Annotated in this window: 15 protein-coding genes; 4 read left to right on the top strand and 11 right to left on the bottom strand. The window is 70.5% G+C overall.

What is annotated here, in order from left to right; genetic code table 11:
* Window positions 1-255: 255 nt before the first annotated feature.
* From MXD95_RS22305 to MXD95_RS22295, 3 genes are all read left to right on the top strand, one after another.
* Window positions 256-438 carry a hypothetical protein gene (locus tag MXD95_RS22305; protein WP_250642636.1) on the top strand — a complete coding sequence of 61 codons (183 nt, stop codon included), beginning with the start codon at window positions 256-258 and terminating at the stop codon, window positions 436-438.
* A complete protein-coding gene (locus MXD95_RS22300; RefSeq protein WP_250642635.1) occupies window positions 431-1,000 on the top strand; it encodes a GNAT family N-acetyltransferase in 570 nt (189 codons plus the stop codon). Before MXD95_RS22305 ends, MXD95_RS22300 begins: the two co-directional genes overlap by 8 nt.
* 437 nt (window positions 1,001-1,437) lie before the next feature.
* Window positions 1,438-2,511 (top strand): SMODS domain-containing nucleotidyltransferase, encoded by a 1,074-nt coding sequence (locus tag MXD95_RS22295; RefSeq protein ID WP_250642634.1) that lies wholly within the window; start codon window positions 1,438-1,440, stop codon window positions 2,509-2,511.
* A 75-nt stretch (window positions 2,512-2,586) separates the two neighbouring features.
* Here MXD95_RS22295 and MXD95_RS22290 read toward each other — a convergent pair whose 3' ends face one another.
* From MXD95_RS22290 to MXD95_RS22245, 10 genes are all read right to left on the bottom strand, one after another.
* Window positions 2,587-4,038: a PH domain-containing protein gene (locus tag MXD95_RS22290; protein WP_250642633.1), complete on the bottom strand. Its 1,452-nt coding sequence runs from the start codon at window positions 4,036-4,038 to the stop codon at window positions 2,587-2,589.
* Window positions 4,035-4,607, bottom strand: coding sequence for a PH domain-containing protein (locus MXD95_RS22285; RefSeq protein ID WP_250642632.1), 573 nt, complete (start codon window positions 4,605-4,607; stop codon window positions 4,035-4,037). The genes MXD95_RS22290 and MXD95_RS22285 overlap by 4 nt, the downstream gene beginning before the upstream one ends.
* 199 nt (window positions 4,608-4,806) lie before the next feature.
* Complete coding sequence (locus tag MXD95_RS22280) at window positions 4,807-6,951, bottom strand: MMPL family transporter (RefSeq protein WP_250642646.1); 2,145 nt, start codon at window positions 6,949-6,951, stop codon at window positions 4,807-4,809.
* A gap of 191 nt (window positions 6,952-7,142) precedes the next feature.
* On the bottom strand, window positions 7,143-8,087 hold the full coding sequence (locus tag MXD95_RS22275; protein WP_250642631.1) for a pseudouridine-5'-phosphate glycosidase: 945 nt from the start codon (window positions 8,085-8,087) through the stop codon (window positions 7,143-7,145).
* Window positions 8,088-8,235: 148 nt separating this feature from the next.
* A complete protein-coding gene (clpB, locus tag MXD95_RS22270) occupies window positions 8,236-10,863 on the bottom strand; it encodes an ATP-dependent chaperone ClpB (protein WP_250642630.1) in 2,628 nt (875 codons plus the stop codon).
* A gap of 264 nt (window positions 10,864-11,127) precedes the next feature.
* Complete coding sequence (locus MXD95_RS22265; RefSeq protein WP_250642629.1) at window positions 11,128-11,712, bottom strand: heat shock protein transcriptional repressor HspR; 585 nt, start codon at window positions 11,710-11,712, stop codon at window positions 11,128-11,130.
* Window positions 11,709-12,911: a molecular chaperone DnaJ gene (dnaJ, locus tag MXD95_RS22260; protein WP_250642628.1), complete on the bottom strand. Its 1,203-nt coding sequence runs from the start codon at window positions 12,909-12,911 to the stop codon at window positions 11,709-11,711. Before dnaJ ends, MXD95_RS22265 begins: the two co-directional genes overlap by 4 nt.
* A gap of 288 nt (window positions 12,912-13,199) precedes the next feature.
* The gene (grpE, locus tag MXD95_RS22255) at window positions 13,200-13,967 is read right to left on the bottom strand and encodes a nucleotide exchange factor GrpE (RefSeq protein ID WP_250642627.1); all 768 of its coding nucleotides are present in this window, start codon (window positions 13,965-13,967) and stop codon (window positions 13,200-13,202) included.
* On the bottom strand, window positions 13,964-15,802 hold the full coding sequence (dnaK, locus tag MXD95_RS22250; protein ID WP_250642626.1) for a molecular chaperone DnaK: 1,839 nt from the start codon (window positions 15,800-15,802) through the stop codon (window positions 13,964-13,966). Before dnaK ends, grpE begins: the two co-directional genes overlap by 4 nt.
* Window positions 15,803-16,614: 812 nt before the next feature.
* Window positions 16,615-17,865 (bottom strand): nuclease-related domain-containing protein, encoded by a 1,251-nt coding sequence (locus MXD95_RS22245; RefSeq protein ID WP_250642625.1) that lies wholly within the window; start codon window positions 17,863-17,865, stop codon window positions 16,615-16,617.
* 705 nt (window positions 17,866-18,570) lie between these two features.
* On the opposite strand from MXD95_RS22245, the gene MXD95_RS22240 reads away from it, so the two are divergent.
* Window positions 18,571-20,787 (top strand): (Fe-S)-binding protein, encoded by a 2,217-nt coding sequence (locus tag MXD95_RS22240; RefSeq protein WP_250642624.1) that lies wholly within the window; start codon window positions 18,571-18,573, stop codon window positions 20,785-20,787.
* Window positions 20,788-20,912: 125 nt separating this feature from the next.
* On the opposite strand, the gene dcd is transcribed toward MXD95_RS22240, so the two are convergent.
* Window positions 20,913-21,500 carry a dCTP deaminase gene (dcd, locus tag MXD95_RS22235; RefSeq protein WP_250642645.1) on the bottom strand — a complete coding sequence of 196 codons (588 nt, stop codon included), beginning with the start codon at window positions 21,498-21,500 and terminating at the stop codon, window positions 20,913-20,915.
* Window positions 21,501-21,760 lie beyond the last annotated feature (260 nt).

Raw genomic sequence — 21,760 nt, 5'->3', positions numbered from 1 at the left:
CCCCCCCCCCCCCCCCCCCCCCCCCCCCCCCCCCCCCCCCCCCCCCCCCCCCCCCCCCCCCCCCCCCCCCCCCCCGAGGGTCTGCGCGGGCGCGGTGGGTCACAGCCGTATCCAGGGTCACAGCCGTATCCAGGGTCACAGCCGCACCCGGCTTCACATCCACTCCCCGAGCCAAAGCCGACGGTGGGTGGCTCGCGGGCACTGGTCCGTGGCCTGGGTGCTCGGATCGTTGCGGGGGTCGATCCGCGAGCCCGGGTGGACATCGGGCCACTCGGGGTGCGGGAGCTGACCCGCGACGCCGGTTTCTCGATCTCCCACATTGGCGAACTGACCGGCTGGTCGCCCGCGGTGCCGCTGGCCGACGGCATGGCCCGGACGCAGCAGTGGCTCGGGGAACGGGGGCTGCTCGGCGTGCGGGAGCCGTCGCGCCGTGGGTGAGGGGCCGACACTCACCACCTCCCGGATACTCGCCCTACCCCTGACCGTCTGGAACGCCGGCTACGTCGCCGAGGAACTGGCGACGGCGCTCGCGTTCACCTCAGTCGTGGCCCGCTCGGGCGGTGGCGGGCAGATGCAGGTGGGCCCGGACGGAGGCATCGCCGGCACCGACCCGTACGCGGCCCGGCCGGACCCGCAGGACCCGGTCGGGTCGCTGCGGCGCGAGCTGCGTCGCCGGGCCGGCGCCGGCCGATCGGTGTTGACCTGGGTGCTGCGGCGGCGCTCGGAGTCCGCGGCGGTCGGTCTGTTGGTGGCCGACACGCACGGTCCCCGGGCGGTCGTGGGCGTGTCCATCGCCTTCGACTCGCGCCGGGAGGGCTACGCGACCGAGGCGGTTCGGGCGGCCGCGGGCTGGCTGGAGTACCGCGGTGCCCTTGTCGAGACGCGCATCCGGCGTGGCGACGCCGTCGGCAAGCGGCTGGGACAGGCCACGTCGTTCGTGCCGACACCGGTGGTGATGGCCGGATGGTGGAGGGTCTGGCTACGGCCACCGGCCGGATGATCTGCCCGTCCGCCCGTCTGGGTGACCAGAGCAGCTCGCGCCGGATGCCACATGTGGACTACTCACTTGCCCACCCTGTCCGGCTCATTGGGGCCGGGGCGGGTCCGCATTACGAGTACCCGAGAACCCCCTGGCTAGGGCACCCGCGCAGACCCTCAAGCATTGTGCGTCCGTTGTGGCGGTGATGGCAGATTGTCAGGAATCTGACAGCAGCCTTCTCGTAGTTTTCCCGTCACGGGGCGAGCGATGGACACGCCACGCCGACGGCCCCCTGTTCAGACCGCGACGCGCTGGGGCACGATGTAAAGCGATGCCGCGACCATGGCCGACGGGCCGAAGGCAGGGCGGGGCGTCCGGGTCGGGCCGCGGGAGGTCCGTCGCGCGTCCGGGGAGGGGAGCCCGAACGTTTCGGCGCTACCTGCGCCTGGGAGGTCAGCATGAGCGTGGACGCCCCTCGGGGTACGCCGGCCGGAGTCCGGCCGGGTGAGGTCACCTACGACCACCTGATCATTCCGCCGCACTGGCGGCGGTCGAACGAATCCGCGCCTGGCACGCCCAACGCGCTGTTTCCGCCCGAGGGCGGCGCGGGTGCGCAGGCGGCGATGGCGCCGATCAATCCGCCGACCGGTGCGATGACCGGTCCGCTGCTCGTCGGAACGACCGCGCGGGCGTTCGCCAAGCTCGACGACATGATCCGCCTGAGCGCCGAGGACAAGGCAGTGATCGCGGCCCGCCGGGACGAGGCTGAGCGGGCGCTGCGGGCGATCTTCCCGCCCCGGTGTGCGCTGCCGCTGGTCGGTGTGGCCACGATCGGGTCCGCGGGTCGCGACACGATGATCCGACCGCTGGACGAGGTCGACATCTTCGCGGTGTTCTCCGCGGCGAACAGTGCCTGGAAGCGGTTCCGCTGGGACTCTCGTGATCTTGTCCTGTGTGTGCGCAACGCGATCGGCGGCGAGCGGATCCAGACCATCGGCAGCCGCGGGCAGGCGCTGCGCATCGTCTACGACACGCCGCCGGATGTGCATCTCGTCCCGGCGTTCGACCATCCACGGGCCGGTTACGTCATGCCCGACCGGGTCGGCGGCTGGCTGCCGACCCGTCCCGAGCGGCACCTGGGCTGGACAGCGGACCTCGGCCCACGTGTGATCTCGGCGGTGCGTCTGCTCAAGGCGTGGAACCGGGTGTGCGGCAGCCATCTGCGCTCGTTCCACATCGAGGCGCTCGCCGGGTCGGTGCTCGCCGGGCGTGGAATGAACACCCGGCAGGGCCTCGCCGAGGTCTTCCGGCACATGGACGAGACGGGTCTGAGCGTGGCCGACCCGGCTGATGTCGGCGGGGACCTGTCCAACTACGTCCGTCCCGAGGATCTGGACGTGTTCGGCGAGAACATCCGCCTGGCCCGGCTCTACTCGGCGAAGGCGCTGGCCGCCGAGCAGGCCGGCAACCACGAGGAGGCCGTGGCCCTGTGGGGTTCGGTGTTCGGCCCGGAGTTCCCGACCTTCGGCTGACCTGCCGCGTGGCTCCATGCGGCCACGCGGCCCCAGCCGGCCCTGTGCGTCCGAACGCGGCTCGGCTCGGCCGGCCTAGTTGTTCCCGGCCCGCCGCCGGCCCAGGCGGGAGCGCTCCGCCTGACCCCAGACCAGCGACAACGCCTCCTGACGGTCGCGCAGGCCACTGCGCACCCGGACGGGCCCGCCGGTCGTGTCCAGGTGCACGTCGGCGAGCCCCAGCAGGCCGACCAGCGGGTTCGCGACCAGCCGGATGCTCTGCACCTTGCCGTGCGCAATGACGTCGGTGTGGCGGCGGAGCAGGCCATGCCGGGCCACGAACACCCGCTCGTCGGCGCCACAGGCCTGCACCCACCAGTGCACCGGTGCCAGCGCCAGTGCGCGGCGCGGGGGACGGGCCAGGTGTACGGCGGCGACGTCGACTCCCGGGAGCAGTGCACCGATCAGCGCCACCGCCTCATCCCGCCGGGCCACAGGCAGCAGGATCGAGGGACCGCCGCCGGCCACGTTCATCCGAATGGTGACCCATCGCAACGGGCGCCACAGAAGCGGCTCGCTGATGCTGATCGCCTGGACCCGTCCCGGCGGGATCGTCGCATGGGCCCGCTCCAGCAGGCCGCTGTCGATGCGCAGGCCGCTCACCGACTCCGACACCATGTAGGGGTAGCCGACGGCGAAGACCCGGATCGTGCGGTGCCACAGCCAGCCGAGCAGCGGAATCGCGCCGAGTACACCGGCCCGTGTCCCGGTCAGCAGCGAGGGTACGGCGATCGCGGCCGCACCGAAGATCGCTAACCACGGCGCCGGCGACAGCGCTATCGCCGCGACCAGCCGCCGCGGCGGCACCTCGGCCAGCAGGCGGCGCGGACTGTCCGCAGGGCCGTCCACACCGATTCGGGCGGCGGCACCGATGCTCCCCACCGTGACCGTGGGGTGTCCTGCCGCGCCGACGAGCAGCTGCGCACGTAGCCGCTGAGCATGCCCGATCGAGAGATATCGCAGGTCGGAGGCGGAGTCGCCACCATCGGAGTCGGCCCGTTCCTTGCGCTCGCGACCGGCCAGATCCAGGCGCAGGATGGCTAGACCCACCATGCGGGCAAGTAACGGCTGGACGATATCGACCGACTGGAGCCGGTCCAGCCGCACATAGCGTGTCCGCCGCATCAGCAGCCCGGTGTCCAGCCGCAGGCCGTCCCGGTCGATCCGGTAGCGCGTGAACCGCCAGGCACAGTACCCGTAGGTACCGGCGGCTGGAACCAGAAAGATCATCGTGAGCCCGATGGCGCGTGCCGTCACATCCTCGGCGAAGTTGCGTCCGACGGTGGCGGCGAACGCCACGACGATCACCCAGCCGCGTAGGAACGGCGTCAGCGGATGCAGGCGGTGGTAACCGTCCGAAGCGCCTGGCTGCGCGGCGGAGCTGGCGAGCGAGCTGGGGGCCGGCGGAACCGGCCGGGGTTGGACAGCCGGCCCAGTGGCAGCCGGCCCAGTGGCAGCCCGCGCAGTGGCATCCCGCGCGGTGGTCACAGCCCGGCCGATCTGGCTTCGCCCCGCTCGGTGAGGGCGTCGCGCAGTCGGGCGGCCTCCTGCGGGCGCAGGCCGGGGATGAGGGCGTCGCTGGTGGCCGCCGCGGTGTGCAGCTGCACGCGGGCGATGCCGAACCGGCGGGCGAGCGGGCCGGCGGTGACATCGACGAGCTGCATCCGGCCGTAGGGAACGACCACCAGTCTGCGCACGAGCACGCCGCGGCTGATCAGCAGATCGTCCTGCCGTTCGGCGTAGCGCCAGGCCCGCCAGATCCGCCCGATCGCGAGCCAGGCCCAGCCCGCGGCGCTGATCGGGACAGCGGTAAGCAGAACCCACGGCCAGCCCCCGAGCGCCACCGAGACCAGCGCCGTGATCGCTACGGCCGGGACGGCCACGAGCAGCAGCAGCGTCCGTCGAAGCCGCCGAAGTCCTGGCGGCAGGATCCGCCACAGCGCCGGGTCCGGCGCGCAGTCCGCCGCACCGTCGGGCCGGGAATTCGGCAGTGCGTCCGGCCCTGAATCCGGCCCTGAATCCAGCGCGGTATCAGCCCCAGGCGCAGTCTGTGACATCGAATCCAGTAGCGCATCCGGCACAGTGTCCGGCCCGGGGCCCGGGAGGAGGGCATCGGCCATATGGCAACAATAGGTCGCGGGATGAACACGTCCGCCCCGATTGGCGGCAGCGGTTCGCACCGGGCCCGCGGCGATGGCTGGCGGCCCTGGGCGGCCGGCCTGATCGTGCTGGTGACGTCGTTGATCGGTCATTCGCTCAGATCTCGCCGCGTGGCGGGGAGGCGAGCCGGCCCGGCCACCAGATCCGCCGGCCGATGTCCAGGCTCAGCGCCGGTACCAGCACCGAACGCACGACGAGAGTATCGATCAGTACGCCGAACGCAACGACGAAGCCGACCTCGGCAAGCTGTATCAACGGGTAGATGATCAGTGCGGAGAACGTCGCGGCGAGCACGATGCCGGCAGAGGTGATTACTCCGCCGGTCACGGCCAGTGCGTGCAGCACGCCTGGCCGGGGGCCGATCCGGTGTGCCTCCTCGCGTACCCGGGTCATCAGGAAGATGTTGTAGTCGACACCCAGCGCGACCAGGAAGATGAAGGCGAACAGCGGCAGCGACGGATCTGAGCCGGGAAATCCGAACAGCCAGCGAAACGCGACCGCGCTGGCACCGAGTGCGGCCAGGAACGACAGCACGACCGTGGCGATGAGCAGCAGCGGGGCGACGATCGCCCGCAGCAGAAAGATCAGGACTGCGAAGACGACCGCGAGCACCAGAGGGATGATCACCATGCGGTCGCGGTCGGCGGCGTCGCGGACGTCAAGGTTCACCGCCGTGTTCCCCCCGACCAGGGCCTGCGAGCCAGGCACCCGGTGGACCCGGGCCCGCAGGTCACGGACCGCGTCGAACGACTCGGCGCTGTCCGGCCGATCCCGCAGGACGACCAGGAACAGCACCCGGGAGCCGGCCCGGGCGGTCTGCGGCACCCCGGCGACCCCGGGCGTCGCCCGGATCGCGGCCTGGACGGCCGTCGTCGCCGAGGCGTTCGCGATGATGTAGGTGGGCGACGCGACCCCGGGTGGGAAATCGGCGGACACCATCTCGATCCCGCGTACTGACTCGACGCCGCTGCGGAACCCCTGATCTTCCCGTAGCGAGGTGTCCATCGTCAGCAGTCCGACGGCGAGCCCGCCGAGCAACAGCGAGGTGACCACCCACACCGCACGCGGCCGGCGGTCGATCGCGGCACCGATCCGGACCCACCGTCCGGGCTCGGCGGCAAGGTCGAACTCGGTGAGATCCTCGTGGCCGGGAAGCGTGGGGGCGGCCAGCGCCGCTGCGTGCGCCGAGCGGGCAGCCGGCCCCCGGCGGGCCACGTCGAGGACCGGCGGATGCTCGCCGAAACGGGGGACCCGAGGCCAGAACAGCGTGGGGCCGCACACCGTGAGGGCCGCGGGCAGCAGGGTGGTCATGGTGATCACTGCGGCCAGGATGCCGATCGCCCCCACCGGGCCGAGCCCGCGGTTCGAGGCAAGCGCGCCGAACAGCAGGCAGAGCATGCCGATGATGACCGTCCCGGCGGAGGCGACGATGGCCGGGCCGGCCCGGCGAATCGCCTCGATCATCGCCTGGCGCGAATCCCGGTGCCGGGTCAGTTCCTCACGGTAACGGGCGATGAGTAGCAGGGCGTAGTCGGTGCCCGCGCCGAACACGAGCACGCGCAGGATGCCGGAACTCTGACCATTCACGGTCAGCCCCGCGTGCCGGGCGAGCAGGGTGACGATGCCCGAGGCGGTCTGATCCGCGATGCTGACCGAGATCAGCGGCACCAGCCACAGCAGGGGACTGCGGTACACCAGCAGCAGGATGACGGCGACGATGCCCGCCGTGACCAGCAGCAGCAGCGACTCGATGGAGCTGAACAGGTGGTAGGTGTCGGCGATCAGCCCGGCCGGCCCGGTGATCGCGACCTCGGCTCCGGGCGGCGCGAGTGACCGGGCGATGTCGCGCATCTCGCTTAGCTCATCGGTGAACCGCGAGGCGTCGTCGATCTGGGTCAGGCCGATGATGAGGACCAGGGTGCGTCCGTTCGACGAGACGATCGGCCCGAGGATCTGTCCGGAGGCAAAGCGGCGCATCGCCGTCCTGATCGAGTCGGCCGCGGCTCGATCCGCCGCGTTGAGCCCACCCGGCCGGGTCATGGCGAGCACGGCCGGAACGGCGTCCCCGCCCGGGAAGCCGCGCTGGGCGGCGAGCAGCCGCGTCGACTCGGCGTCCGAGGACAGAAACGCGGACGCGTCGTTCTTCTGGGCGTGAGGCAGCTGGAAGGCCAGCGGGCTGATCGCCGCCGCAACGATGATCCAGAAAGCGATGACGGCCCAGGCTGACCGACGCCCGACCATCCAGGACACCGTCAGCCCCCTTCATCCGATCACCCTCCGTAACCACTTCGGGAAATCGTCGCAGGTCCGGAGCCACGGCGCTGGGCCGGCGCAGGCCGGTTACGCCTCAGCCAGGCACCTCGGACGGGGCCGGCAGGGCCGGCAGGGCCGGCAGGGCCGGTGGGCTGTGACGGGGTGGTGGGGTGGTGGGATTACGGGGACGGCGTCGGGCTCGCGCTGGCGGTCGCCGCCCAGGCGAGGGCGATCTCCGCGGCGACGGCGACGTTGTTCCGTACCGCGTGGATGTTGACTTCCAGGCTGGCGCCCTCGGTCTCGCGGTGGAATGTTTCGAGCAGGAAGGGCGTGACGGACTTGCCACGGATGCCGCGTTCCGCCGCCCAGGACAGCGCGTCGGCGAGGACTCGATCGTGCAACCCCGGGTCGAGGGCCTCCTCGGCGGGCAGCGGGTTCGCAACGACGATCGCTGAGGTCAGCGCCAGCTCGTCGGCCGCGGTCATGGCCGCCGCGACCTGCTCGGGCTCGCCGACCCGCCAGTCCAGGTCGTAGGAGGTGTGGGGCAGGTAGAACCCCGGGAAGGTGGAGGTTCGATAGCCGAGGACGGTGACGCCGAGCGTCTCAAGGCGTTCGAGGGTCGCGCCCACATCGAGAATCGACTTGACCCCGGCGCACACCACGGTGATCGGGGTGGTGGCGAGGGCCACCAGATCAGCCGATTCGTCGTAACTTTCCCCGGCACCGCGATGCACGCCGCCGAGCCCGCCGGTGGCGAAGACCCGGATGCCGGCGCGGGCCGCGAGCACCGACGTCGAGGCCACCGTCGTCGCCCCGGTCCAGCTGGTGGCGCAGGCGATCGGCAGGTCCCGGACGGATAGTTTGACCACGCCACTGTCGTCGGCGATCCGCAGCAGGTCCGGCTCCTCCAGCCCGACCCGGGGAACGCCGTTGACGACCGCGACCGTGGCTGGGGTCACTCCTTGCTCGCGGAGCTGGTCTTCGAGGGCGAAGGCGACGTCGCGGTTTCGTGGCCGTGGAAGCCCGTGCGCGATCAGTGTTGACTCGAGGGCAACCACCGGTGCACCGGCAGCAAGGGCCTCCCGCACGGCCGCCGAGACGACGATGTTCGATCCGCCCGCCATGCGCCGACCCTATGCGACCCGTTGCAACCCTTCGACGGGTTGCTGCCGTCCGTGCCTGCCCGCTTGGCCGGTTGGCCCGGGCGGATCGCTGTCCGTGCCGCGATCTGCCCGGGCCGCTGTCCTGGACCGGCCGGGAATCTGGCCGGCTCTACAGAGTCTTCGTGCTTGCCGCCGCGGTTGCCGGGACCGCGGCAACCGTGAGGCCGGGGCCATCCGGTCTCACGTCGACCAGGACCTGTTCACCGTCGCGGACCTGACCGGCGAGCAGTTCCCGGGCGAGCTGGTCGCCGATCGCCGTCTGCACCAGGCGACGCAGCGGCCGGGCGCCGAACACCGGGTCGTAACCGACATCCGACAGCCAGGACTTTGCCGCGTCGGTGACGGTGAGGCTGATCCGCCGATCCCGCAGCCGCGCGCGCAGCCGGTCCAGTTGCAGGTCGACAATGTGGGCCAGGTCGTCGCGCCCGAGCTGCTCGAACACGAGGACGTCGTCGAGCCGGTTGAGGAACTCCGGCTTGAAGGCGTCGCGCACCGCCACCATCACCGACTCGCGCCGCACCTGCGGGCTCAGCGTGGGGTCGGCGATGAACTGCGAGCCCAGGTTCGAGGTGAGGATGAGGATCGTGTTGCGGAAGTCGACGGTACGACCCTGTCCGTCGGTGAGCCGGCCGTCGTCGAGGACCTGCAGAAGAATGTCAAACACGTCGGGGTGGGCCTTCTCCACCTCGTCCAGCAGGATCACGCTGTACGGCCGGCGCCGGATCGCCTCGGTGAGCTGGCCGCCGGACTCGAAGCCGATGTAGCCGGGCGGCGCGCCGATGAGGCGGGCCACCGAGTGCTTCTCCGCGTATTCGCTCATGTCGATGCGCACGACCGCCCGCTCGTCGTCGAACAGGAAGTCGGCCAGCGCCTTGGCGAGCTCGGTCTTGCCCACGCCGGTCGGGCCGAGGAACAGGAAGGAGCCGGTGGGCCGGTCGGGGTCGGCGATGCCGGCCCGCGCACGCCGGACCGCGTCGGAGACGGCCCCCACCGCGTCGTCCTGCCCGATGACCCGGGCGTGCAACTCGGATTCCATTCGCAGCAGTTTCGCCGTCTCGCCCTCCAGCAGCCGGCCGGCCGGGATGCCCGTCCACGCGGCCACGACCTCGGCGACGTCGTCGGGGCCGACCTCCTCGTTGAGCATGGCCCCGCCGGACGATCCGGCCGCGGCCAGCGCGTCGGTGGCGTCGGTCAGCCGCTTCTCCAGGGTCGGGATCGTCCCGTATCGCAGTTCACCGGCCTTGGCAAGATCCAGATCGCGCTCGGCGAGCTCGGCGGCCCGCCGGGTGTTCTCGAGCTCCTCCTTGATTTTCTGGACCTCGGAGATCGAGTCCTTCTCCCGATGCCAGCGCGCGGTGAGGCTGGACAGCTCCTCGCGCCGGTCGGCGAGTTCCCGCTGCAGCCGCTCGCGCCGCTCCCGGGAGGCGTCGTCGTTCTCCTTGGACAGCGCCATGTCCTCGATCTCGAGGCGGCGAACGGCCCGCTCGAGCTCGTCGATCGCCACCGGCCGACTGTCGATCTCCATGCGTAGCCGGGAGGCGGCCTCGTCCATCAGGTCGATGGCCTTGTCGGGCAGGAAGCGGGCAGTGACGTAGCGGTCGGACAGGGTGGCCGCGGCGACGAGGGCGGCGTCGGTGATCCGCACGCCGTGGTGCACCTCGTAGCGTTCCTTGAGGCCACGCAGGATGCCGATGGTGTCCTCCACCGTGGGCTCACCGACCAGCACTGGTTGGAAGCGGCGCTCGAGGGCCGGGTCCTTTTCGATGCGGTTGCGGTACTCCTCGAGGGTGGTGGCGCCGATCATGCGCAGCTCGCCACGGGCCAGCATCGGCTTGAGCATGTTGCCGGCGTCCATCGCGCCCTCGGCCCCACCGGCGCCGACGACGGTGTGCAGTTCGTCGATGAAGGTGATGATCTGGCCCTCTGCCTCGCGGATCTCGTTGAGGACGGAGGTCAGCCGCTCCTCGAACTCGCCGCGCAGCGTGGACCCGGCGACCATCGAGGCGAGGTCGAGCGAGACGATCCGCCGGCCGCGCAGCGACTCGGGCACGTCGCCCGCGACAACCCGCAGCGCGAGCCCCTCGACGATCGCGGTTTTGCCGACTCCGGGCTCGCCGATGAGGACGGGGTTGTTCTTGGTGCGCCGGGACAGTACCTGGATCACCCGGCGGATCTCGGCGTCCCGGCCGATCACCGGGTCGAGCTTGCCCTGCTGGGCGCGCTCGGTGAGATCGATGGAGTACTTCTCCAGCGCCCGGTAGGAACTCTCCGGATCACGGCTGGTGACCCGGCGGGCGCCGCCGCGCACCTTCTCGAAGGCGGCGCGCAGCGCGTCGGGCGTGGCCCCGACGGCGGTCAGGATGTGGCCCGCCTCGCCACCCTCCTCGGCGATGGCCACCACCAGGTGCTCGACCGAGGTGTACTCGTCGCCGAGCTGGGCGGCCTGCCGCTCGGCGTTGGTCAGCACGGCGATGAGCTGGCGGGACAGCTGGGGGGCGGAGACACTCATCCCGGTGGCTCGAGGCAGCCGGGAGACGGCCGCCTCTGCCCGGGACCGGACGGCGTCGACCGAGGTGCCGACGGACGACAGCAGCGAGGCGCCCACACCATCCGGAGCATCGAGGAGCGCGGTGAGCAGGTGGAGGGGGTCGACCAGCGGCGACCCGTCGCCGGTGGCTCGGCTGATCGCTGCGGAGAGAGCCTCCTGCGAGCGGGCGGTGAGGCGTTCAGCGTTCATGGCGGATCCCAGTGGTCACGAAAGGTGCGGTGGTCACGAAAGGTCGGGGGTCACGAAGGTGCGGAGTAGGTAAGGAGGCATGCCATCTCTCCTTACAACGCTCACCATACCTGAGTCGTTCCCGCTCAACCCTGCGAATCTGTGAGTCGAGTGAAGCTGCTGGCGCAAGGAAAAAAGACGAAGGGGCTTCTCCCGCTGCCTGGCAGCGGGAGAAGCCCCTGGGCGGCACCTGCGCGGGGTCCGGCGCCATTGCCGGCCGGGCGGTCAGCGGCGCGGGATCGGCCGCCATACCACCACCGCTCCACGGTCGATCGGAACGAGGTCGCGACGATGGCTTGCGTGGGCCTCGGCCACCCTCCGTTCCGCCTCGGCGCGGGCGTGGCCCAGTTGCTCGGTGAGTTGGCGGACCTGCGCCTGCAGCGCCAGCACCTGGGCGGACAGCCGCAGCACCTGCCGGATGCCCTCGAGGTTGACGCCTTCCTCCTGGGACAGCCGCTGCACCTCCCGTAGCAGGGCAACATCTCGGGCGGAGTAGCGCCGCCCCCGCCCGGGGGTACGGCCCGGGGTGACCAGGCCCAGCCGGTCGTAGGAACGTAGGGTCTGCGGGTGCATGCCGGCGAGCTGGGCAGCGATCGAGATCACGTAGACCGGGGCGTCCTCGTCATGCGCGGGTCCGGGCAGGGGGCCGGTGGGGTAGTAGCCTTCCGGCCGCACCTCGGTCGCCGAGGTCGGAGTAGACATCGTGCCCGGTGCCACCGGCGGGGCCGACTGCTGTGGCCGCCTCGCCGGTGGCGTTCGCGAGGGCATGTTGGCCGGCGGGTCGGACGTGCGGTTCGGACGCGCGGTCATTCCCCTGCCTCCATCCGTTCCATCATCGGTCCCCGGGGGTCCTCGGGATGGGCCTGGGCGAACTCCAGCAGAGCGGTGCGGGCTCGCGGCGAGAGCGAGGACGGCTTGGGCACGGTCACCTCAAGGGTGACGATCAGGTCGCCATGACCGCCGCCGGCGGTCGGGACTCCTCGCCCGCGGGCGCGCAGCCTCCGCCCGCTGGAGGTTCCGGCGGGCACCTTCACGGTGAGCGGGGCGCCGTCCAGTGTCGGCACCCGTACGGATGCTCCCAGGGTGGCCTCGGTGATGGTCACGGGCAGCGTGACCATCAGGTTGTTGCCCTCCCGATCGAAGATCGGGTGCCGCAGCACGTGGACCGTCACCTCGAGGTCGCCGGCGGGCCCGCCACGCTCGCCGGGAGTGCCTCGGCCGCGCACCCGCAGCCGTTGCCCGTCGCTGACACCCGGAGGTATCCGGATGCGCTGTTCACGTTCGCGGCGGCCGGTGCCCCGGCAGTCCGGACAGGGGTGATCGATCATGGTGCCCTTGCCGAGGCAGTCGCGGCACGGCTCGGAGAGCGCGAAGCCACCCTGGGCACGGGAGACCACGCCGAGCCCGCGGCAGGTCGGGCAGGTGCGGGGGGCGGTTCCCGGGCGGGCCCCGCTGCCCTCACAGGTGGTGCAGGTGGCTGCGCCGGGAAGCCGGACGGAGGCCTCCAGCCCGGTCAGCGACTTTTCGAACGAGACGGTGACCTCGGCCTCGATGTCCCCGCCACGCCGGGGCCCACGCCCCGGCGACGAGCGCTGGAACATGTCGAAGAAGCCGCCAAGACCGCCACCGGAGTTGCCGAGGATGTCGTCGAAGTTGAGGTTCTGCCCGTTGCCGTAACCGGCGCCTGGGGCCCCGAAGCCGCCCGGAGCGCCGAAACCGCTCCCGTAGCCCGCAGCCCGGCCGCCCGGGAAACCGCCGGGCCGCCCGCCGGCCGCGAACAGCGCCCGAGCCTCGTCATACTCCCGGCGACGGTTCTCGTCCGAAAGCACGTCGTAGGCCTCGGACACTTCCTTGAACCGGGCCTCGGCCTTCGCATCACCCGGGTTCTTGTCCGGGTGGAGTTCGCGGGCCAGCTTCCGGTAGGCCTTCTTGATGTCGGCCGCCGAGGCGTCCTTCGGAACGCCGAGAGCGGCGTAATAGTCCTTCTCGACCATGTCGCGAACACTCACGGCGCCCCTCCTTTCCTCATCATGTCGTCCCGCCCGGCATACGCGAAGGGCGGGACGGTGGCCGGACATGTCCGCCGGGCGGCCCACCGAGCGGCCGAGCCGGGCGAGCCGGGACTGTGCCCCGGCAGCCCACCTGACGGACCTGCAACCCATGTTCTCCGGGCTCCCTGCCTGCGGGAAGCCCGGAGAACACAGGATGCGCTTCCGGCGGGTCCGGCATCGGCGGCCCCGTCGTCAGGGGATCCGTCCTGTGTGGATCCCCTGACCCTGTTTTCAGCGAGCCCACTCTCAGTCGGCGCTGACGGTGGGTTCGCCGTTGCCTGGTCCGGGAATGCTCCCGGTGTCGTCCGGGACCCGCCTGGACTGATCGGCCGCCTCGCCTGCCGGGCCGGTCTCGGCGACCGCCGGCTCGAAGGGCTCGGCCGGCTCCCCAGCGGGTTCGGCGACGGCGACCTGGGCGGGGCGCAGGACTCTGCCCGCATGCAGGTAGCCGGCCCGGAAGATGTCGACGCAGGTGGGGCCGCTGACGTCGGAACGGTACGAGTGCATGAGCGCCTCGTGGACCGCCGGGTCGAACTCGTCGCCAGGAGTCCCGAACCGCTCCAGACCAGCCGCTTCCAGCGCCGTCTCCAGCGCCTCGGCGATGGCCTTGAAAGGCCCCTCCAGATCACCATGATCACGGGCGCGGCTGATGTCATCGAGGGTGGACAGCAGACTGCCGAGCACCTTGGCGGTGGCCTGCTCTCCGATCTGCTGCCGGTCTCGCTCGACCCGTCGGCGGTAGTTGTCGAACTCTGCCTTTAGCCGCTGCAGGTCGGCGGTACGCTCGGCCGCCTGTGACCGCAGCGACTCGACCAGCTCGAGGTCCGCCGCATCTGCCGCGACGCGGGACTCGACGGGTGCGCCACCTGACGCACCGGCGGCCACCGTGCTGGTCTCCGGGCGGATCTCGCCGCTCTGCGGGTCGAGCCGACGCTTGTCACGGACAACCACCCGAGGCTCCTCGTCCTCGTTCTGTCCGGGACCCCACCAGTCGCCGGACTGGCCGGAGCTCACTTCTTGTCCTCCTCGTCCACGATCTCGGCGTCGACGACATCGTCGTCAGCCTGACCGCCGGCACCGGCCGCGCCGGGCGTACCGGCGCCATCCTGGGCGGCCTGGGTGTACAAGGCCTGCCCCATCGCCTGGCTTGCCGCCGCCAGCGCGTCGGCGGCGTCGCGGATGGCGGCCGTGTCGGTACCCGCGACGGCGCCGCGCAGGGTGCCGAGCTTCTCCTCAACATCCGACTTCAGCGCGGCGTCGAGCTTGTCGCCGTTCTCCGCGAGGAACCGCTCGGTGGAGTAGACGAGCGTCTCGGCCTTGTTCCGGGTGTCGGCCTCCTCACGACGCTGACGGTCCTCCTCGGCGAACTGCTCCGCGTCCCGGACCATCCGGTCGATGTCGTCCTTGGGCAGAGCGGAACCACCAGTGATGGTCATCGACTGCTCCTTGCCCGTGCCCAGGTCCTTGGCGGACACGTGCACGATGCCGTTGGCGTCGATGTCGAAGGTCACCTCGATCTGGGGCAGGCCCCGGGGAGCGGGCGGCAGACCGGTCAGCTCGAACATGCCGAGCTTCTTGTTGTACGCGGCCATCTCGCGCTCACCCTGGAAAACCTGGATCTGCACGGATGGCTGGCTGTCTTCCGCCGTGGTGAAGATCTCCGAGCGCTTGGTGGGAATCGTGGTGTTCCGCTCGATGAGCTTGGTCATGATTCCCCCCTTCGTCTCGATCCCGAGGGAAAGCGGGGTGACGTCGAGCAGCAGGACGTCCTTGACCTCGCCCTTGAGCACGCCGGCCTGCAGGGAGGCGCCGACCGCGACGACCTCGTCCGGGTTGACGCCCTTGTTGGGCTCCTTGCCGTCGGTGAGGTCGCGGACCAGGTCGACGACGGCGGGCATCCGGGTGGAGCCACCGACGAGCACGACATGGTCGATGTCGCTGACCTTGATGCCAGCGTCCTTGACCGCCTGCTGGAACGGGTGCTTACAGCGGTCGATCAGGTCCGAGGTCATCCGCTGGAACTCGGCGCGGGTAAGCGCGATGTCGAGGTGGAGCGGACCGTCGGCGGACGCGGTGATGTAGGGCAGGTTGATCGTGGTCTGGCTGGACTGGGAAAGCTCGATCTTGGCCTTCTCCGCGGCCTCGCGCAGACGCTGCAGGGCCATCTTGTCCTTGCCGAGATCGACCCCGTGCTGACCATTGAATGTCTTGATCAGATGGTCGGTGACACGCTGGTCCCAGTCGTCACCACCGAGGTGGGTGTCGCCGGAGGTGGACTTCACCTCGACCACGCCGTCGCCGATCTCCAGCAGGGACACGTCGAAGGTGCCGCCACCAAGGTCGAAGACCAGGATGGTCTGTTCCTTCTCGCCCTTGTCGAGACCGTAGGCGAGCGCGGCGGCGGTCGGCTCGTTGACGATCCGCAGAACGTTCAGACCCGCGATCGTGCCGGCCTCAGTGGTGGCCTGGCGCTGCGCGTCGTCGAAGTAGGCCGGGACGGTGATGACCGCGTCCGCCACGGACTCGCCGAGGTAGGACTCTGCGTCCCGCTTCAGCTTCTGCAGGATGAAGGCGCTGATCTCCTGCGGGGTGAGCTCCTTGGCGTCAACCGTCATCTTCCAGTCGGTGCCCATGTGACGCTTCACCGAGCGGATGGTGCGCTCGACGTTGGTGACTGCCTGACGCTTGGCGACCTCGCCGACCAGGACCTCGCCGTTCTTCGCGAAGGCCACGACCGACGGGGTCGTCCGGGAGCCCTCGGCGTTGGCGATCACCGTGGGCTCGCCACCCTCGAGCACGCTCACGACGGAGTTCGTGGTGCCGAGGTCGATGCCGACCGCTCGTGCCATGTCTGTGTGCCTCTCGATCCATGTCGGCGCTCGCTCAACGATGCGCGGAGCCGACCTCGTGGGGGTGGGACCTCTCGGTAGTCCGCGCTCACCGAGGGTCACTCGGGGGCGCGGCCTTCTTAAGGGTAGGACGCCTCAGTGGGTTGAGTCTACCTCGCTCAGGACTCGAACGCCTGGTGCAGTCGGGGCGAGGTGAGTCATCTACGCTCAACTTTATCGCATCACCAGCATCCCCCGGCTCGGCGCCCGCGACACGCTCGAAGTGTGCCCTCAAGCTCATACCTTCGGACGTCTCCGCATCGCGCCCATCGAGTCGATCGATGCTCTCGGTGACCGTCGAGCCTCGAGTAGCGGGGACGGGCGGAGATGACCTCAGCGCACGGCCGGGCGGTGGTCCCTTCGCAGGGACGAAAGGGAAATAACTCCCCGAGAACCCTGTAGAAGGCCCACGGAAATCATTCGGTGGCGCCGAAAGCCGACAAAAAGCACAAGAGCCGCAATGGCGATGCGTGACCGCGAGTCCCGAGGCCAGGACGAGAGGGAGACCAGTGGTGGCTCGCGGCGATCTTCGCGTGCCACCTCGGCCCTTGGCCGCCTTGGTACTTGGCCACCCCGCCGCACCGGCGAGCCGGCCCCGCCGCACCGGCCGAGCCCGGCCGCTCCACCGGCGAGCCCGGCTGACTCGGCGACGACTCCGGCGCCTGACCGCGCTGGTCGTCCAATGGCGGCGGTGGCCGTCCATGTGGTCCACATGGCGACGTGCCAACGGACCCGCGTCCGCGCGCGGGAGCCGGAGGCGAGGTGAGGTGAGGTTAGGAGTCGGCGGGGGGCCGGCCGGAGGGGGGCGGGTCGGCGGGCTGGTCGCCGGGACCATTGGGGCGCTCGGAGGTCTCCCGCGGGAGCCGGACGGCGGCGAGGATGCGGCCGCGCCGCGGCCGGGGAGTGCTGCGCTCCGGCGCGCCCAGCCCGATCGACGTGATCGGGCTGGGACCGGGATCGTCCGGACCCCCTGTCCGCTCGAGGTCGGGTTCGACGCCGTCCGCGACCGAGCCGAGGTCTCCGAGGTCTCCGAGCGGGTCCTCGGACTGGCCCGCAACCGCCAACGGCACGCCACCGCGGGAGCCGGCATCGGCCTGACGCCCGAGGTCGGCCTCGATCTGGGCGAGACGGTCGAGCATGTCGCTGGCGTCTCCGTCGCGTTCGCGGATGGTGCGCAGCGCGTCCATCAGCGTCAGCCACTGGTCTCGGTCGACGGATACGTGCTCGGCGAGCTGGTTGGCGGTGAAGGCGGGGAAGAGCCGCTCCGAGGCGGTGGCGATCTGCCGCACCTCACCTGGGTTGAGCCGGCCCGGCTTCTTGCGGATGAAGTTGGCCACATCCTTGATGCTGATGATCGTAACGCCCTCGAGCGCGCCGTCACTCCACAGCACGTTCGCCTCGACCATGACCAGGATCGGGCTGACCGGGATCTTGAGCATCGGCAGGGCCGACCGAATCTGGCTGCGCACCTCGCCGCCGAGCCAGGAACTGCGGTCGATGACGGGCTTGAGCGACTCACCGTCGCAGATCGCGCCGCCCTTGGTGTAGCGCAGCGTGCCCTTGGTGTTGTCACTGCCGAGCACCATCACCCCGCCCGGCCCGATCAGCAGGTGACCGATGGTCGCGTCAGAGTAGGGCACGGCGCGGTCGTGGAGGATGAGGTAGCCGTTGCGCCGCAGCCGGGCGATGGCCCGCGCCGTCCTGCGCTCGGCCTCGGCGCCCTCGCGCAGCAGCTCGATGTCAGGTGCGACCCCGAAGGACGCCACGACGATGCCGGCCGGCCAGGCCAGGAACACCACGAAGAACACGGCGACCGCCGCCCCCGGCTGCCCCAGCCCGAACCCGATGACCAGCGCCAGGACCAGCCCGACGACCGCGGAGCGCGCGGCCGTGCGGGGCAGCTGCCGGGCCAGTCGGTCCCGCCGGACCAGCGCCAGGGACTCCCGAGCCCGCTGGTACTCGGTCTGCAGGGAATGACCGGGACGGCCGACTCGGGTCATCGTCGGCCGGGTGATCGTCGCCATCGTGCCCACCATGGTTCGCAGGGGTCGTCAACGTGGGTAGGGGCCCGTCCACCGGACACCGGACGCCGGCGCGGCGGCACTGGCGCCGAAGCCGCACTCACCCTGATGAGCCAGGTGGGGCGCGTGATCCGACTGCCAGGTCACCGTGGGCGAGAGGCGCATCCTATGGTGCGTCGATTGTGTCTGGGACACAAGGGTTGACATCATCGGCGGACGCTCTCGGCGGCAGACCGAGATGCCGGCGAGGGGATGGGGCGTGATCCGGGTTGGTGCTCGTTGCCGGCTGCGCCCCTGCTGCCAGGCTCGACCGCCGGCCGAACCCGACGGTGCCGAACCGTGGCGGCGGGGTAGTCGAAACGGGTGCGGAGCGTTGCGTGTCGATTGGGTGTATGGCACCGAAAGTAGCAGGCTCGGCGCAACCGTGCGGGCGATCGGACCTTCGGACCTCCTATGTCGGGCCGCTTGGACCACACCGTGGCAGGGTCGGGGGTGGGTGGACGCGCTACCCCTGCGCCGTGGCCCGCGGCACTGGTTCCCGGTCCTGGTCCGCAGCATCGGTTCCCGGTCCTGCTCGGGGCCGCGAACGGAGGCGAGGGACGGCCGAGGTGCCGTACGTCGGGCGGGTGGCTCAGCTCACTCGCCGCATAAGTTACTGGCCAGTACGAGTAGGCTCGCCCGAAGCGGTGGGTCCAGATGGAGGATGCTGTGAGACTTGCGATCGGTGGAGCGATCACCCTGATCGCTCTCGCGGTTGCCGGGCGCCGGGTGTTCTGGCTGTTCCGGCTGATCCGGTCCGGCCAGCCAGCCGAGGGTCGGCTGGATGACCTGCCCGGCCGCATCTGGACCGAGATCAGCGAGGTCGGCGGTCAGCGCAGGCTGCTGAAGTGGTCCGTGCCGGGCCTCGCGCACTTCTTCACCTTCTGGGGCTTCACGGTTCTCATCCTGACCGTGATCGAGGCCTTCGGCGGCCTGTTCGACGACGACTTCCACATCCCCCTGTTCGGGCACTGGGCGGCCGTCGGCTTCCTGGAGGACTTCTTCGCCGTCGCCGTGCTCGCAGGTCTGCTCACCTTCACGATCATCAGGTTCAAGAACGCGCCGGCGAGGCTGGAGCGCAAGTCCCGGTTCTACGGCTCGCACACCGGGCCGGCCTGGGTCATTCTCGGCCTGATCACGGCCGTCATCGTGACCCTGCTGATCTACCGCGGCGCGCAGTGGAACACTGGCAACCTGCCGCAGGGCCAAACCAGGTGGGCCTTCGCGTCCTATGGCGTGAGCCGCATCTTCTCCGGGCTCTCGCACGGCGCGAACGAGAACATCGAGACCGCGTTTCTGCTGCTCAACCTCGCGGTCATCATGGGCTTCTCCGTGCTGGTGGTGTACTCGAAGCACCTGCACATCGGCCTGGCGCCGATCAACGTGGTGCTCAAGCGCAAGCCGGTGGCGCTCGGCCCGCTGGCGACCACCCCCGACATCGAGAAGCTGATGGAGGAGGAGGAGCCGATCGTCGGTGTCGGCAAGGTCGAGGACTTCTCCTGGAAGGCCATGCTCGACTTTGCGACCTGCACCGAGTGCGGTCGCTGCCAGAGCCAGTGCCCGGCCTGGAACACCGGCAAGCCGCTCTCGCCGAAGCTCCTCATCATGGACCTGCGCGACCACCTGTTCGCCAAGGCTCCGTATCTGCTGGCCGCGGGCGGCGCCGGGGACGGCGAGGGCGGTGGCGAGGCGCCGAAGGCGGTCACCGGAGTCGAGGAGGATGCCGGCGTCGGCCACCACGGCGTGCCAGAGTCCGGCTTCGGCCGGGTGCCGCAGCCCGGTCAGCCCCAGGTCGACCGCCCGCTTGTCGGCACCGCCGAGGAGGGCGGGGTCATCGACCCCGACGTGCTGTGGTCCTGCACCAACTGCGGTGCCTGCGTCGAGCAGTGCCCGGTGGACATCGAGCACGTCGACCACATCGTCGACATGCGCCGATACCAGGTGATGATCGAGTCGGCGTTCCCGTCCGAGGCCGGCGTCATGCTGCGCAACCTGGAGAACAACGGCAACCCCTGGGGCGTGTCGCCGCGCACCCGCACCGAGTGGACCGAGGGCCTTCCGTTCGACGTCCGCGTCATCGGCGACGGCGAGCAGATCCCCGATGACGTCGAGTACCTCTACTGGGTCGGCTGCGCCGGAGCGATCGAGGACCGGGCCAAGAAGGTCGCCCGGTCCTTCGCCGAACTGCTGCACACCGCGGGGGTCGAGTTCGCCATCCTCGGTACGAACGAGTCCTGCACCGGGGACCCGGCGCGCCGCCTCGGCAACGAGTACCTCTACCAGGAGATTGCCAAGGCGAACATCGAGCTGTTGAACGAAACAGGCGTCAAGAAGATCGTGGCGACCTGCCCGCACTGCTTCAACAGCCTCGCCCGCGAGTACTCCTCCCTCGGCGGCACCTACGAGGTCGTCCACCACACCCAGCTGCTCGGCAAACTGGTCGAGGAGCGCAAGCTGGTGCCGGTGACCCCGGTGGAGTCCTCAGTCACCTACCACGACCCGTGCTTCCTCGGCCGGCACAACAAGGTGTACACGCCGCCGCGGGAGATCCTCGAGGCCATCCCAGGTATCCGCGGCCAGGAGATGCACCGCTGCAAGGACCGCGGCTTCTGCTGCGGCGCCGGCGGCGCGCGGATGTGGATGGAGGAGAAGATCGGCAAGCGGGTCAACGTCGACCGGATGGAGGAGGCGCTCGGCCTCGACCCCGACGTCGTCTCGACCGCCTGCCCGTTCTGCATCGTCATGCTGACCGACGCCGTCACCGAGAAGAAGCTCGCCGGTGAGGCGAAGGAAAGCGTCGAGGTGCTCGACGTCTCCCAACTGCTGGCCCGCTCACTCGCCCCGGCAGCCCCGGCAGCACCAGCCCCCGCGGAGCCAGTCGCCTGACCCGTACGACCCCGTTCTCACCGTGACCTCCGGGCCCGGCCGCCGCTCAGGCGCCGGGCCCGGCCCCGTTCCCAGCGGGCAGACGCAGGTGGCGGACAGGTAGCCAGCCGGATCGCAAGAGGACGTCAGGACGTGTCGCGGACGGCCCAACGGGTGAAGTCGCGGTGGGCGCGGGACGGGGTGGGGCCACGCTGGTCCTGGTAGCGCGAGCCGTAGACGGGCGAGCCATACGAGTGCTCGGCAGGGGAGGACAACCGGAACAGGCAGAGCTGGCCGATCTTCATTCCGGGCCAGAGCTTGATCGGCAGTGTGGCGACGTTCGAGAGCTCCAGCGTGACATGGCCGGAGAACCCGGGGTCGATGAAGCCGGCGGTTGAATGGGTCAGCAGCCCGAGACGCCCCAGGCTCGACTTGCCCTCCAACCGTCCGGCGAGGTCGTCGGGCAGTGTGATGATCTCCAGTGTCGAGCCCAGCACGAACTCACCTGGGTGCAGGACGAACGGCTCGTCGCCGTCCGGGGCGAGCAGTTCGGTGAGCTCGTCCTGCTCGATGGAGGGGTCGATGTGGCTGTACCGGTGGTTCGCGAAGACCCGGAACCAGCGGTCCAGGCGCAGGTCCACGCTGGACGGCTGGATCAGGCCGGGCTCGTGGGGATCAAGGCGGACCCGGCCGGCGGTGATCTCAGCCCGGATGTCGCGGTCGGACAGCAGCACACCGTAGAGCATGTCACGCCGGTCGATCCGGGCGTCTGGGCACCTCGATGTTCGGCGCCCGACATCCGATGTCCGCCCGTGTGCCCCGCATGTCTGGGTGGGTGCCCGGGTAGTTGGTGCGTAGCGTGACACGGGTAGGAGATGGGCGTGTCAGCGAAGACCGTGTCAGCGAAGACCGGGTCGGCGAGCGCTCCGGCCGAAGGGCGAGAGACGGCCACAGGGGACGGCCAAGAAGATATGGCCACAACGGAGACAGGCGG

The organism is Frankia sp. AiPa1, from assembly GCF_023243075.1.
Lineage (GTDB): Bacteria > Actinomycetota > Actinomycetes > Frankiales > Frankiaceae > Frankia.
The sequence above is the reverse complement of the archived record's forward strand: the minus strand, read 5'-3'. Positions and strand labels throughout refer to the sequence as shown.

What these genes read in the sequence shown, in the direction of transcription:
- MXD95_RS22295 (WP_250642634.1), top strand. Translation starts at nt 1,438, where the DNA reads ATGAGCGTGGACGCCCCTCGGGGTACGCCGGCCGGAGTCCGGCCGGGT.
- MXD95_RS22285 (WP_250642632.1), bottom strand. Translation starts at nt 4,607, where the DNA reads ATGTCACAGACTGCGCCTGGGGCTGATACCGCGCTGGATTCAGGGCCG.
- MXD95_RS22280 (WP_250642646.1), bottom strand. Translation starts at nt 6,951, where the DNA reads ATGGTCGGGCGTCGGTCAGCCTGGGCCGTCATCGCTTTCTGGATCATC.
- MXD95_RS22275 (WP_250642631.1), bottom strand. Translation starts at nt 8,087, where the DNA reads ATGGCGGGCGGATCGAACATCGTCGTCTCGGCGGCCGTGCGGGAGGCC.
- clpB (WP_250642630.1), bottom strand. Translation starts at nt 10,863, where the DNA reads ATGAACGCTGAACGCCTCACCGCCCGCTCGCAGGAGGCTCTCTCCGCA.
- MXD95_RS22265 (WP_250642629.1), bottom strand. Translation starts at nt 11,712, where the DNA reads ATGACCGCGCGTCCGAACCGCACGTCCGACCCGCCGGCCAACATGCCC.
- dnaK (WP_250642626.1), bottom strand. Translation starts at nt 15,802, where the DNA reads ATGGCACGAGCGGTCGGCATCGACCTCGGCACCACGAACTCCGTCGTG.
- MXD95_RS22245 (WP_250642625.1), bottom strand. Translation starts at nt 17,865, where the DNA reads ATGGCGACGATCACCCGGCCGACGATGACCCGAGTCGGCCGTCCCGGT.